We start from the raw sequence: 12,634 nt of genomic DNA, 5'->3' as shown, positions 1-12,634 counted from the left end.
TAACCTTACCCCGAAGGATAAGATCCGCTCGACTTGCATGTATTAGGCACGCCGCCAGCGTTCGTCCTGAGCCAGGATCAAACTCTCCATAAAAGATGGATTGGTTTGAGCGACCCGAAGGTCGATCAGCATTCCATCAAGGCAGCGGATTGGCTTGCGTGTACAACCGCGAGGTTGGACATGCAGCATTCCGCTACTTCGAAGGAGCTTGTTCAGCTCATTCTAAAAACTAGCTATAAAACATATCGCTCATTGTTCAGTTTTCAAGGAACAAGTGATGATTGATTCGAACGACTGACAAGACGTTCATCATTCATCAAGTGATGATTGATTTATAGGAAGTTCATCATTCATCAAACGATGATTGGCTTGAACGCTTACTAGATCAATCAGCATTCATCCAGTTCTTTATCGCTTTTCCGTATCGCTCTCGCGACCGGAATTAGAATATACCATACGCCTCTAAATGATTGCAACACCTTTTTTATAACAACTTTCGTTTTTTTGAATAAGCAGAATTAAACACTCCTGCAAGGACTGATAGGAATCAGCTTCTATAGCAGCTATAATAGATGCATAATCGTGCTATTAGTTGGAGGTAATCCGAATGGATTTTATGTTGGAACGACTAGAAAACAAGGTCGAGTTTTTTCAAGCTTACGATCTTCCGACGCTGGAGAAGCAAATTGCAGCGCAGATCGATAATAATAAGGCGATGCTTCTGGATGTCTATTCGGTAACCCACCAGGTGATTTTCGACCCGCGCGCAGAGAAAATGCTCTACTCCGCTGTCGTCCATTTCAAAGCCAAATAGGCATTCATCAGTTCATATAAGGAGCGTACCCCATATGTCATTGAAGCAGCATGTATTAAGCACAATCAATGAGCACAGCGATGCTTTCAAAACCATTTCTCGATATATTGGAGAACATCCGGAACTCGGCAATGCTGAATTTCTAGCCGCTGCCAAGCTTACTGAAGAACTAGAACGACATGGTTTCTCCGTTGAACGAGGCGTCCTAGACATCGAGACTTCATTCCTCGCAACCTACACCACAGGTAAACCGGGGCCTACAATAGCTTTCCTCGCCGAGTACGATGCCCTGCCTGAAGTAAGCCATGCGTGCGGCCATCATTTAATTTGCATGATGAGCATCGGAGCAGCCGTCGGCCTCAGATCCGTCATCGATGAGATCGGCGGAACGATCCGCGTGTACGGAACGCCAGCGGAAGAAACCAACGGAGCCAAAGTAACGATGGCTGCGGCAGGAATGTTTGACGATTGCGATTTTGCCCTGATGGCGCACCCCTACCATTCCTTCGAGAAATCGGGTTCATCCTTAGCGATGGACGCACTTCATTTCGAGTTTTTCGGTAAGAATGCCCATGCCGCAGCGAATCCGCATGAAGGCATTAACGCGCTCGATGCTGTATTGCAGCTGTTCAATTCGATTAACGCCCTGCGCCAGCAATCTCGCAGCGATGCACGGATTCATGGCATTATTGATCATGGCGGAACAGCGCCGAATGTGATTCCCGACTATGCATCGGCGAAATTTTACGCCCGATCGGCTACTCGCGCTTACACGAACGAGTTGGTTGAGAAGCTGAAACGCTGCGCCGAAGGAGCTGCCTTACAAACAGGCTGCACGTGGCAATGGAATAACTACCAGTATTCCTACGATGAGCTTCTAACGAACGAAACGTTATCGGATGTATTCACATCGAATCTGATCGCTGGAGGTATTGTGCCTGAAGAAATTACGGTGGGCAAAGACCACGGTTCGCTCGATCTAGGCAATGTGTCTCTGCGGTGCCCAGCCATTCATCCTTATGTCAAAATCGTAGAAGAGCGGCTCATTCTTCATACGGTGGAATTCCGTAACGCTGCGATGACGGAGCGTGCGCTGGAACTGATGATCTTCGGTGCCAAGATGCTCGCTGCCACCGCTTATGACGTGTGCACCTCGCCTGAGCTGCTGTCCAGGATACGGGAAGAGTTTAACCATTCGGTTGGCGGACAAACGCGATGACCCATTAACACCTCCTTCTATATAAAAAAGCGCCGCGCGATCTGAACGATCACGCAGCGCTTTCTTTGTATTTACGTACAGCGGCTATATCCGCATGTACCGCAGGTTTTGCATCCTTCGATATGAACTAGCGTTGCTCCGCCGCAGGACGGACACAGATCTCTCGGATGAGCTTCCGATGGCTTGGCGGAATAACCTCCTGCCATAGGCAGCACTTTAAGCTGCTGCGTTGGAGCGCTGACCGCTTCAACTTCTTCCGCGGAAGCCGCTTCTTCTCCGCTGCCTGCAATATGCAGTTCCAACGATTTGGCGACTGCGTCCGCAATCGATTCAACTCGGTTCGCACCGAAGCCAATCGCGCCAGAACCGCCGATCCCTTTCAGATGCTTGATGAGCAATTGAACTTTGTTGCCGTGATCGCCGTAACGCAAGAAGAGCGAACATACGCGGCCAAGCGCTTCGGCCATCGCAAAGACATCCGACCCCGCTTTACCCACATTCAAGAAGATTTCAACTGGCGTTCCATCCAGATCATTGATCGTAATATATGCCATGCCAAAAGGCGTATTGATCTTATACGTTGCGCCGCGCAAAATAGCCGGACGGCGTTTGTATTGCTTATCGATGACCGGCTCAGCCTTAGCAGGCTCCAGCGCGGATGCCACGGCAGTCTCCGCTGCAAGCTTGAATGCGGCAGTGGCTGCATCGGATGCCGGCTCCTCGACCGCGGCAACGACTTCCGCCTCTTTATTCTTATCAGTCTCTTCAGCAGTCGCAGTGGAGAGTACCTGCACATCGCGGCTGCCGTCGCGATAGATCGTGACGCCCTTACAGCCTAGCTCGAATGCAAGCTCATACAGACGACCAGTCTCTTCAACGGTGAAATCATTCGGGCAGTTCGCTGTCTTCGAGATCGAGCTGTCCACCCAGCGTTGAATCGCCGCTTGTACGCGGATATGGTCTTCCGCGGACAGACTCATCGAAGTGACGAAGTAATCCGGAAGTTCATGGCCTGGATTCGCGTCTTTCCATGCTTGTGCGATCGGAACGTATTGCTTGTCGAAGCCCAGACGGCTTTGGCGATAGTATTCAAAAGCAAAGTAAGGCTCAATGCCGGTAGACGTGCCGACCATTGTACCCGTGCTGCCAGTCGGGGCCTGGGTCAGAATGGTCACGTTGCGGATCCCCCGCTGTTTCACCGCTTCATCCAACTCCGGATTCGCTTCGATCATGTGCTTCATGAAGCCGCTCTGAACGAATTTGTCTGCTTCGAACGCTTCGAATGAGCCCTTCTCGGCTGCAATTTCCGTAGAGGCCAAATAGGATTCACGCGCGATAAATCCGTATAGCTTATCCAGGAACTCCAACGATTCCGGACTGCCGTAGCGAACCTCTAATTTAATCATCAGTTCCGCTAGACCCATCGAGCCAAGGCCTACTCGGCGCTCGCGCTTCTGGTTCTTCTCGTTCTCTTCGAAGTGATAAGGCGTAGCGTCAATAACATTGTCCAAGAAACGAACGGAGTAGCGCGTCACCTTCGCCAGCTCATCCCAAGCGACGTCATGCTTCTCCTCATCATAGAACTTCGACAGGTTGATAGCGGACAAATTGCACACGCCCCAAGCCGGAAGTCCCTGCTCGCCGCACGGATTCGTCGCAATGAGCGGGTTGAAGTACCAGCTATTGGACATTTGGTTGTAGTGCTCCATGAACACGACGCCCGGTTCTGCCGACTTCCACGCAGACTCAATAATGGTGTGCCAAATATCGCGGGCACGCACGGTTTTGTAATGGATGACGCGACGGCCTTGATTACGCCATTTCTCCAGATCGCCATCCCATAACTCATCGTAGCCGGGTTCTTTGGTATCCGGGAAAACAAGCTCCCAGTCCAGATCTTCCTTCACCGCTCGCATAAAGTCGTTGCTTACGCACACGGACAGATTCGCATTCGTAATCTGACCCATCGTCTGCTTCACGGTAATGAAGTCCAGCACATCCGGATGCCAGTCGTGAATCATGAGCATGAGCGCGCCGCGGCGGCTGCCGCCCTGCTCGATCAGTCCCGTCGTGTAGCTGAACAATCCGCCCCAGGAAACAGCACCGCTAGATGAACCGTTGACGCCTGCGACAACGGCACGGCGTGGACGAAGCGAGGACAGATTAATGCCTACGCCGCCTCCGCGGGCCATGATCTCCGTCATTTCGGTCAATGTCTCCATTATGCCGCCCCGGCTGTCTTTAGGAGACGGAATCACATAACAGTTAAACAAGGTCAGTTCATCGCTTGCGCCTGCGCCTGCTGCGATACGTCCGCCCGGAACGAGCTTCCAGTCATCCAAGATGTAACGGAATCGTTCCTGCCATAACTGTTGTTTCTCTTCCGTCTCTTCAACGGCGGAGATGGCCTTGGACAATCGATTCCACATCTCATCCGGCGTACGTTCGACTGTGAGCGTCAACTTCTCGACCGGCGAATTGACGCTCTCCCCGCTGCGCAGAAGCACAGTTACCTCATTCGCTGAACGCGCGATGACTTCGCCGACTTCCTTCGTCGGGAATTTCGGATCGTCCTTCGTCAGCACCAGCACCGTATCCCCTATTTTGACCGACTCCGGCGAAGCATGCTTCCATGCATAACGGTCCAAAAATATTTTTTCACTTAAACCTTCTAAACGGCTGCCGCTCATCGTTCCCATGTGCGATCGCTCCTCCCCATAAGCTACATTCACTATATCTTGTGTCTAAATAGCATTTTACCACACCATATATGGACGTAAATAGTGAAAAACAGCCTTTTGGGACAAACTATGGACTAGCTGCTTCATCTAGCGCCCGCTTGCTATGGTTTTCGCATGTTTACCAGATTCCAGCAGTGCCTCGCCTTTTTTCATGCGGCCTTCTTATGAATTGTGACAGGCAAGGTCATACTAGTACAACGAAGTTAATCCCTTCCTTGGAAAGGAGTTCCTCTATGACACAAACCAGCAATGATCGAAAAGGGGATCAGCCTTCCTCCATTGTAGCCCGTAAGCTGAACAATCACGTTGACATTCATTTCGACCGGACTTGGTTCAACGAGCTGCAACAGCGGCTGGACCGTAACGGGCCTTGGGATGATTGGACCATGTATCAGCTGGCCGTCGAAGCCGAGCAGTCCAAGCTGATTGGAAGCTTCGATGACCTGCAATGTATGCGGACACTGCCAACGCTCGAACCGATGCCTCATCAGATCAGTACCGCGCGTAAGGTACTGCACGAGATGAGCGGCCGGGCGATTCTAGCCGATGAGGTCGGACTTGGCAAGACGATCGAAGCCGGTCTCATTCTGAAAGAATATATGATGCGCGGACTTGTCAGCCGGGTGCTCATTCTAGTGCCCGCTTCGCTCGTTCTGCAATGGGTACGCGAGCTCAACCAGAAGTTCGGCATTCCTGCGATTGCCCAAAAGAAAGAGCATTCCTGGCAAAATGAAGTCGTCGTCGCGTCCATCGATACAGCCAAACGCGATCCGCATCGCGATATTCTGCTGAACCATGATTACGATATGCTTATCATCGACGAAGCGCACAAACTGAAGAACAAGAAAACGACCAACTATCAGTTTGTGAACCAGCTCCGCAAAAAATATTGTTTGCTCCTGACGGCTACACCGGTTCAGAACGATCTGGATGAACTGTATAACCTCATCACGCTGCTGAAACCGGGCCAGCTCGGCGGCCAGAGCGATTTTGCCGCGAATTTCGTCGTGGATAAGCGGGTGCCGAAAAATGAAGACCGGCTTCAGGAAGCGCTCTCGAGCGTAATGGTCCGCAATCGGCGCGGCGACGGAGGGATTCAATTCACGAAGCGGATCGTCAAGAACATTCCGCTGCCGCTGTCAACCGAGGAACAAGCACTCTATGATGCCGTTACCGGATTCGTTCGCGACCGTTATAACGAAAGCAACGGCGACTGGACGAGCATGCTTGCCCTGGTTACGTTGCAGCGGGAAGTATGTTCAAGCCGTGATGCCGTGTTCGTAACGCTCGTCAATCTGTTCAAAAAGACGGCTGAGGATTCACCGCTCCGGGCGAAAATATGGGAGCTCGTCGAATTCATCCGTAACATCCAAGCTAACACGAAAGCCGAAAAAACGATGGAGCTTATCCGGGAAATGGACGATAAGGTGATCATCTTCACCGAATATCGGGCCACGCAGGAGTATCTGCTCAATTATTTCCGCTCCCATAATCTCATAGCCGTTCCTTATCGAGGCGGCATGAATCGCGGCAAGAAGGACTGGATGATGGATCTGTTCCGCGGACGCGCCCAAGTGCTCATTGCGACCGAAGCCGGCGGCGAGGGCATCAATCTGCAGTTCTGCCACCATATTATTAACTTCGATCTGCCATGGAATCCGATGCGAGTCGAGCAAAGGATCGGCCGCGTTCATCGATTGGGCCAGCAGAACGACGTAAAAATCTATAATCTGTGCACGCTCGGCACCATTGAGGAGCATATCGTCAGCCTGCTCCATGAGAAGATCAATCTGTTCGAGCTTGTCATCGGCGGTCTTGACCATATTCTCGAACGCTTCGAGAAGGAAGACACGCTGGAACAGCGGCTCAGTAAAGCGATGCTCGAAGCAGGGGATTCTACAGACCTGCGCAAACGTATCAGCGATCTTGGCGACCAGTTGAGCCATCTGCGCACGCAAGTTGCAGAGGAGGACCCTATACCAGAGACGCCGATCGGCGCGATTTTGGACGCCGTCGGACAAACCGTGGAGGTGCGGCCATGAACGAACGGCAGGTGCACAAGTTTGTTGGGCGGTATCTGGATGCGACGGACAGCCGGATCATCGAGAAGTCACCGGCACATTATATCGCCAAGCTGTCTCCGCATGCCGACCGGGACTTGACGAATCGTCCTTTCTATTGGAGCTTTGTCGAGCGGACGGGCGCCGAGCCGGAGACGATGACGATGCTGCTGATCACCGACAAAAAGAAATACGAAACGCAGACGGAAGAAGCCAACTCGCCTGCTGCCGGTCCGACTGCGCAAGGAGGAATCGGCGCTGCTGCCGATGCGGCCATCGGTCGTTCGATGGGATTCGTGCATGGAACGCTCAATCCTACCGGCCGGATGCCGCGGGAAGAGCTGCATTTTGGCTCCCGGAAGTTGGAGCAGCTGTTCGCTTCGGCCAAATTAGGCGGCAGCTATGTGTGTCTATTCCAGGAGCCCGAGCGCAAAAGCGCCCATCCTCTGCAATCGACAGCTTATACCGCGTGGCTCGGATTAAATATGAAAGTCGAATTCGCCTGCGACATGAAACGCGAAGAATTCCATTCGCTCGGCATTTCGCTCGCAACGGGTCAATGTGTCGAAGGGTTCCATGACTCTTTATCCACCTTGCGGATGACCCCTCGCTTACCGCCCAATGTGCATACCGCCAAGAATGCCATTACCTTCAATAAGGCTGCCACGATCGGCGAACAGGCATTGGAACGAAAACTGAAGGCCTACGACTATGCCTGGGCGCAAGGCGCTTCGAAGCGGCTTGAGGAAGAATTGGCGACGGTGCAGCATTATTACGAACCGCTCATAGCCGCGGCTGAGGACGATGAAATCCGAGCCGCCATGCAAGAGCAATTCGAACGCCGGCAGGCCGAAATTCGTTGGCAGTATGAACCGCGCGTGACGGTTTCCGCCATAAACTGCGGTATTTTCTATTTGGCCGGAATTGGGTAACGACAAGAAGAAGGGATTTGACCGCTAATTCGCATCATTGCGGCAAAAAAAGAACGGGGCTTGTCCCAATCTGTGCGACAGGTTCCAACAGCCTTCTTCTCTTCCGTACCGTACAATAACGTTACTCAATCTTGAGGAAGTGCAGGTGAACGCCATGCTCCGATCATTTTCGCTAATCAAGTTCCTAACTGTCTTGCTGCTAACGTGCAGTTTGCTTCCCGTCTCAGTCACGGCGGCCACGCCTACGAATGCGACTGCGCCATCGGCTTTGGAGAACCAAGTGCAAACATGGGTGGAACAGTTAGGCAAACAGCAAGGCTTCACGGCTTGGAAGCAGTCTACAACGTCGATCACTCCGATCGGCCCAGGCCAGCACGGATGGCTCGTTACTTTGCGGGATAAGGCCGCAAAACCGGTCGGGTATTTGATCGTCCACGCCAAAGAGGACGGCGGCTTCCAATTGAGCGAATACGGAAGCGGCAGCCATCCTGCTTATGATCCAAATACGCTGTATCAATCCATGATACAGCAGGGACTTATCTCTTCTTATGCAGACGCCCTGCTACACCCGCTGAAGCTTGAGCGACTCTATATGAATCCGCTGTTAGCGGTCTGGAAGTGGGATTCGCCTGATGGACAAACCTATTATCTAGACGCTTGGACCGGTGAAGCGTTGCCGATCGATGATAAACAGTGGTTGTCTGCAGGCGTGAAGCTTAAGAAACTTACCGCCGACGGTTCTTCCGCGCCATCTGCTGCCAAGTCAATCTCACTTGTACGAATGAATCCGACTTTCGATGCTTACGAGCAGATGCCTTGGCTGACGAAAAAGCCGTTGGAAACAAATAAAGTGAATCAGTTGACCCAGCTTCTCGATAGACAAGCTAAGATCCGATTCACTTCAGAGCTGTATGACCGCACTGTTCTGTTCGTCTGGCCGGCAATTGGCTATCATCAGTGGAATGATCAAAAGCTGTATGTGGCGTTCGACCAGTATGGCATGCGCTATGTCGCCTTGGCGGATATTCAGAGTCAAGGTTTATTTTTCAACGAGTAGATCGTGCTGCTGTTCCAGCTCATGCGTCTTTCTCGTCCTGCCTTTCCACCACAATGCGATTCCGATCGGCGCCATGCCGAACCATCTCGTCAGCCAAGGTTCCCTAGCGGCCTTGGCTGCTTGGCGTTTCTGCTTACGCTGCTCTCCCGGAGTGTCCATGTACGTAACAAGCTGCTGCGTCACATATTTGATTAAATCATCGCGTCCTGCCATCGTTATCCCTCCTAAACCATATCGGTTATGCCCACTACTTCCTAGTGTCTCCGGAAGGGGAAAGCTTCAAACATGCATGAATTAACAGCGTCTGAGCCACGATATAAAAAGCCATGACCTGTTATGGAGGTATTGAATGAATATGTTCTTGCATCGCTTGAGACGATCACGATGGCTACGGCAACTACGGCCCTTGCTGACCGCTGTAACCTTGCTCTCGATGGTCGGCCATGCTGTTCCAGCTTCTGCATCTCATGCTGTTTCTTTGACTATGCTGCCTGCAGCCGAGGAAGCGTCTAATGAGGCCGTCGACAATCAACGGCTTGACGATCCCCGTTACAGCCGCGCCCTTCCAAGCGCCGAGGTACTCATTGATATCGGACATGGCGGTGTTGATGGCGGCGCAGTCTACCAAGATACGTTGGAGAAAGACATTAATCTGGCGATCGGCAAAAAGCTGTACCTGTTGCTCCGTTCCAGCGGCATTCGCGCGATCCTGAATCGGGATGGCGACTACGCCTTAAGTGACGATAACCGTTGGCACGGAAGCCGTTCCAGGCATCAGCGCGACTTATCCCAAAGGTCCCAGCTGAGCAAAGAGATTGATACCGCGCTCGTGGTCAGCCTCCATGTGAACTGGTCCTCGAGCGAACGCGTGCACGGTCCGCTCGTCCTTCATCAGCCGGAGGGGCAAAGCACCCTGCTGGCCAGCTGCATTCAACTCGCCTTGAATGAGCAGCAGCATAAACATGCGGTTCCGAGATTGGGAAAACCATTTTACCTGCTGAAAGTCGTTCAGTCTCCGGCTGTCATCGTCGAGATGGGTTACATCAGTAACGGGCATGACCGCGCGATGCTGACCAATCCCCGAACCCAGCTGGCCGTCGCGGACGCTATCGCATCAGGGGTGAGGAATTATATCCTTCTCCGTTGAAGGGATCAGCATCTCGGACAAACGGACGAAGACCGCTTTCTCCGATAGTTGAGGAATCGAATCTCGCAAGGCTGCGGCCGTCTTCTTCCCCGGAGGACCGACATGGCCGATCGCAACGCATGCTTCATGGGAAGATAAATATTTCTCGAGCACCCCGATCTGGCGGCTGATATGCTGAGCCGTATAGATATCATCCAGGAAGACATCGTTGGAGAGCAAATGAACGCCCAATTCCGCGGCCAGCTTCGGGATCACCGACTTCCCCGTAGTCCGGCTGTCGAGGAAAAACATGCCATGGTCGCGCACGACAGACAACACGTTGCGCATAACTCGCTCGTCCGCAGTCGCCTTAGACCCCATATGATTATTCATGCCGATCGCATAGGGAACTTCCGCAATCGCAGCCTCCACACGATTGCGGATCTCCGCGTCGGATAGGTCGGTCGTAATCGCGCCAGGGCCAAGCCACTCCTTCTTGCCGCGGTTCGGTTCCATTGGCATATGCACGATAACGTCCAGCCCCCGCTTGTGCGCGAGCTCCGCATCTTTTTTCGTCGTGGGCATAAAAGGCATAACAGCTGCAGTAAACCGGATTGGCAACTTGAACATCTCCTCCGTACCGGTCATCCCGTTGCCGAAGTCGTCGATAACGACCGCAACCTGACGATTCTCCGCCGGTTTCGCATCCCCTGCTAGCACCGATGCATCCGAACCCACTCCCCACACGAGCAGACTGAACGCCCCAATAGCAGCCCATTTTGCCTTCAGACTCATATCGTTCTCCCCTTTGCTGCATGATGATGGTCTCATTGTGTGTGCAGTCGCAGGAAAATATCCGTCTGCGCCCTGCTTCTTCCCGCGTCTAAAATGTTGGGAACGAAGGCGAAACGGCTATCTTCATCTCACCACATAGCGATCCGCGTCTCGCTCTAAGAAATACAAGCTGATTGATAAACGTGAAACTATAAATTTTTGTAGTTGCGCAAAACAAATAACCCTTTCGACCATAAAGGTCAAAAGGGCATCCGTATATGGATGTATGAACATTAGGCAATATAGGCGTTAATCTTGCGATACTTCCGAGACTGCCGTCAGATCCGTTCGCGGCGCCGAAAATGGTTCGTATAGATATGTACGGCTTAACTTTACGACCCGCCGATTATGTCTGCGGATTAGGACCGTACTCTCATCCCAAGCGACGACAATACCAATCACATCATTCATCTCCAGCCCATCGCGTACGACGCGAATTTTCGTTCCGTCCTGACGGTAGGCATTCAACTGCTCGTCGTTAATCATTACGGCTCACCTTCCTCTCGATACAAGGTGAAGCGGCTGACGCCGTCAATCATGGCCAGCGCGTTTCATTCCGGAGAAATACAAGATGATTGATAAGCGTGAAACTTATAAAGTTCTTGTATTTAGAAAAAAGCCCCATGTGCCTAGTATCGGCAATCCATGAGGCCTTGACATTATCCTGCTCTGATAACTGCTGGCTGATACTTAGCCTACATGTTCCTTGGAATCATTCGTCTCATACCATTCGTCCAAGACGCGGGATGACATGACGCGGCTAACGATATATTCGGCCTGCTTCGCCGAGAATTGCTCGTTCCAGGCAATCTCCAACTCTTCGCACAGGTTAACGATCGTAAGCAGTTCCGACCAGGCAACATAGCGCTTGTACCAGAAAAATTGCGGGTGTTCAATCATATAAGGATAAAGATCATCAAACTCGGTATGTTTACAATCGAGCGCACGCTCGAAATGAACTTTCGCGGCGGACAGCTTAGACTGCAAATACTCTACTGAAAATTTCCCCATGTTCTTGCGCCTCCCCTCAGTTCTCAAAAACATTATAAAGGATATCGCCCGATCAGGAAAGAGATTTGACGTGGTACATTTTTGCTAGGCTAGGATTCGAAGCGAATGACGCCATCCTCGAGCGATGCGATACGGACCAAAGACTCCACCCGGATCCCTTGTTCCCGAATCGTTCTTGCTCCTGCCTGGAATGCTTTCTCCACCACGATGCCGACGCCGGCCAGCTTAGCTCCAGAGCGCTCGATGATCTTGATCAAGCCTCTGGCGGCATCTCCATTCGCGATGATATCGTCGATGAACAGCACGGTGTCATCCGCTTGCAGGAATTGACGCGACACCATAATATCCGTTACAATGCCTTTGGTAAAAGAAGGAACTCGCTCCGTATACGCGTCCGGATCGGCGATCAGCGTCTTCTTCCTTCTCGCAAACACAAGCGGTACGCCGAGCGACAATGCCGTCGTGAATGCCACGGGGATACCCGAAGATTCCACAGTGATGACCTTCGTTATACCAGACTCCGCGAACAACCGCGCAAATTCCTTGCCCATATCAACCGTCAATTCCGGATCCACTTGGTGATTCAATAATCCGTCTAGCTTCAGCACCTCATTGTTCATGATGGAAGCTTCTTGTAAAATGCGATCTTTCAGTTGATCCATTGCTTTCCCTCCACGGAAAACCTTTTTCCGATAAGTTACCATAGGTGAGGCAGCCTGCGCAACAGCGAAACAGGATATTGATCACCTTGGCGAGTGAAACTTTTTATGAAAACCTGCGTCAAACCATACAATGGTGGCTAATGAGTGGATAAGGAAAATGATGTTTCTTATCTGTCTA

The 12,634-nt window shown here is 51.9% G+C and carries 12 protein-coding genes and 1 rRNA gene; 6 read left to right on the top strand and 7 right to left on the bottom strand.

What is annotated here, in order from left to right; all coding sequences use genetic code 11:
- A 16S ribosomal RNA gene (locus FHS18_RS10230) occupies positions 1-93 on the bottom strand; the annotation flags it as partial.
- Positions 94-607: 514 nt separating this feature from the next.
- On the opposite strand from FHS18_RS10230, the gene FHS18_RS10225 reads away from it, so the two are divergent.
- On the top strand, positions 608-814 hold the full coding sequence (locus FHS18_RS10225; protein ID WP_183599637.1) for a DUF2536 family protein: 207 nt from the start codon (positions 608-610) through the stop codon (positions 812-814).
- A 34-nt stretch (positions 815-848) separates the two neighbouring features.
- Complete coding sequence (locus FHS18_RS10220) at positions 849-2,033, top strand: M20 family metallopeptidase (RefSeq protein ID WP_183599635.1); 1,185 nt, start codon at positions 849-851, stop codon at positions 2,031-2,033.
- A 71-nt stretch (positions 2,034-2,104) separates the two neighbouring features.
- Here FHS18_RS10220 and FHS18_RS10215 read toward each other — a convergent pair whose 3' ends face one another.
- Entirely contained in the window at positions 2,105-4,732 is a 2,628-nt protein-coding gene (locus FHS18_RS10215) for an adenosylcobalamin-dependent ribonucleoside-diphosphate reductase (RefSeq protein ID WP_183599633.1), read from the bottom strand.
- A gap of 275 nt (positions 4,733-5,007) precedes the next feature.
- On the opposite strand from FHS18_RS10215, the gene FHS18_RS10210 reads away from it, so the two are divergent.
- The 3 genes from FHS18_RS10210 to FHS18_RS10200 all read left to right on the top strand — a co-directional run bounded on the left by FHS18_RS10210 (position 5,008) and on the right by FHS18_RS10200 (position 8,823).
- Positions 5,008-6,816 (top strand): DEAD/DEAH box helicase, encoded by a 1,809-nt coding sequence (locus FHS18_RS10210; protein ID WP_183599631.1) that lies wholly within the window; start codon positions 5,008-5,010, stop codon positions 6,814-6,816.
- Entirely contained in the window at positions 6,813-7,766 is a 954-nt protein-coding gene (locus FHS18_RS10205) for a YqhG family protein (RefSeq protein WP_183599629.1), read from the top strand. Before FHS18_RS10210 ends, FHS18_RS10205 begins: the two co-directional genes overlap by 4 nt.
- A 154-nt stretch (positions 7,767-7,920) precedes the next feature.
- Complete coding sequence (locus tag FHS18_RS10200) at positions 7,921-8,823, top strand: hypothetical protein (protein ID WP_183599627.1); 903 nt, start codon at positions 7,921-7,923, stop codon at positions 8,821-8,823.
- Here FHS18_RS10200 and FHS18_RS10195 read toward each other — a convergent pair.
- The gene (locus FHS18_RS10195) at positions 8,806-9,036 is read right to left on the bottom strand and encodes a YqzE family protein (RefSeq protein ID WP_183599625.1); all 231 of its coding nucleotides are present in this window, start codon (positions 9,034-9,036) and stop codon (positions 8,806-8,808) included. The genes FHS18_RS10200 and FHS18_RS10195 overlap by 18 nt on opposite strands.
- 136 nt (positions 9,037-9,172) lie before the next feature.
- On the opposite strand from FHS18_RS10195, the gene FHS18_RS10190 reads away from it, so the two are divergent.
- Positions 9,173-9,970, top strand: a complete 798-nt coding sequence (locus tag FHS18_RS10190; RefSeq protein WP_246427552.1) for an N-acetylmuramoyl-L-alanine amidase family protein — start codon at positions 9,173-9,175, stop codon at positions 9,968-9,970.
- Here FHS18_RS10190 and FHS18_RS10185 read toward each other — a convergent pair.
- The 4 genes from FHS18_RS10185 to FHS18_RS10170 all read right to left on the bottom strand — a co-directional run bounded on the left by FHS18_RS10185 (position 9,938) and on the right by FHS18_RS10170 (position 12,456).
- Entirely contained in the window at positions 9,938-10,744 is an 807-nt protein-coding gene (locus FHS18_RS10185; RefSeq protein ID WP_183599623.1) for a divergent polysaccharide deacetylase family protein, read from the bottom strand. The two genes, FHS18_RS10190 and FHS18_RS10185, sit on opposite strands and share 33 nt — an antisense overlap.
- A gap of 288 nt (positions 10,745-11,032) precedes the next feature.
- Positions 11,033-11,269 (bottom strand): hypothetical protein, encoded by a 237-nt coding sequence (locus FHS18_RS10180; RefSeq protein WP_183599620.1) that lies wholly within the window; start codon positions 11,267-11,269, stop codon positions 11,033-11,035.
- Positions 11,270-11,473: 204 nt separating this feature from the next.
- A complete protein-coding gene (locus FHS18_RS10175) occupies positions 11,474-11,794 on the bottom strand; it encodes a hypothetical protein (protein WP_183599618.1) in 321 nt (106 codons plus the stop codon).
- Positions 11,795-11,883: 89 nt separating this feature from the next.
- The gene (locus FHS18_RS10170) at positions 11,884-12,456 is read right to left on the bottom strand and encodes a xanthine phosphoribosyltransferase (RefSeq protein WP_183599616.1); all 573 of its coding nucleotides are present in this window, start codon (positions 12,454-12,456) and stop codon (positions 11,884-11,886) included.
- Positions 12,457-12,634 lie beyond the last annotated feature (178 nt).

Source organism: Paenibacillus phyllosphaerae, from assembly GCF_014192105.1.
GTDB classification, from domain to species: domain Bacteria; phylum Bacillota; class Bacilli; order Paenibacillales; family Paenibacillaceae; genus Paenibacillus_Z; species Paenibacillus_Z phyllosphaerae.
Note: the sequence above shows the minus strand (reverse complement) of the source record. Positions and strands in the feature narration are given on the sequence as shown.

Excerpts from the sequence above, each read along its gene's own strand:
- FHS18_RS10180 (WP_183599620.1), bottom strand. The coding sequence starts at position 11,269 with ATGATTAACGACGAGCAGTTGAATGCCTACCGTCAGGACGGAACGAAA.
- FHS18_RS10170 (WP_183599616.1), bottom strand. The coding sequence starts at position 12,456 with ATGGATCAACTGAAAGATCGCATTTTACAAGAAGCTTCCATCATGAAC.
- FHS18_RS10175 (WP_183599618.1), bottom strand. The coding sequence starts at position 11,794 with ATGGGGAAATTTTCAGTAGAGTATTTGCAGTCTAAGCTGTCCGCCGCG.
- FHS18_RS10215 (WP_183599633.1), bottom strand. The coding sequence starts at position 4,732 with ATGGGAACGATGAGCGGCAGCCGTTTAGAAGGTTTAAGTGAAAAAATA.
- FHS18_RS10225 (WP_183599637.1), top strand. The coding sequence starts at position 608 with ATGGATTTTATGTTGGAACGACTAGAAAACAAGGTCGAGTTTTTTCAA.
- FHS18_RS10200 (WP_183599627.1), top strand. The coding sequence starts at position 7,921 with ATGCTCCGATCATTTTCGCTAATCAAGTTCCTAACTGTCTTGCTGCTA.
- FHS18_RS10185 (WP_183599623.1), bottom strand. The coding sequence starts at position 10,744 with ATGAGTCTGAAGGCAAAATGGGCTGCTATTGGGGCGTTCAGTCTGCTC.
- FHS18_RS10195 (WP_183599625.1), bottom strand. The coding sequence starts at position 9,036 with ATGGCAGGACGCGATGATTTAATCAAATATGTGACGCAGCAGCTTGTT.
- FHS18_RS10210 (WP_183599631.1), top strand. The coding sequence starts at position 5,008 with ATGACACAAACCAGCAATGATCGAAAAGGGGATCAGCCTTCCTCCATT.
- FHS18_RS10220 (WP_183599635.1), top strand. The coding sequence starts at position 849 with ATGTCATTGAAGCAGCATGTATTAAGCACAATCAATGAGCACAGCGAT.
- FHS18_RS10205 (WP_183599629.1), top strand. The coding sequence starts at position 6,813 with ATGAACGAACGGCAGGTGCACAAGTTTGTTGGGCGGTATCTGGATGCG.
- FHS18_RS10190 (WP_246427552.1), top strand. The coding sequence starts at position 9,173 with ATGAATATGTTCTTGCATCGCTTGAGACGATCACGATGGCTACGGCAA.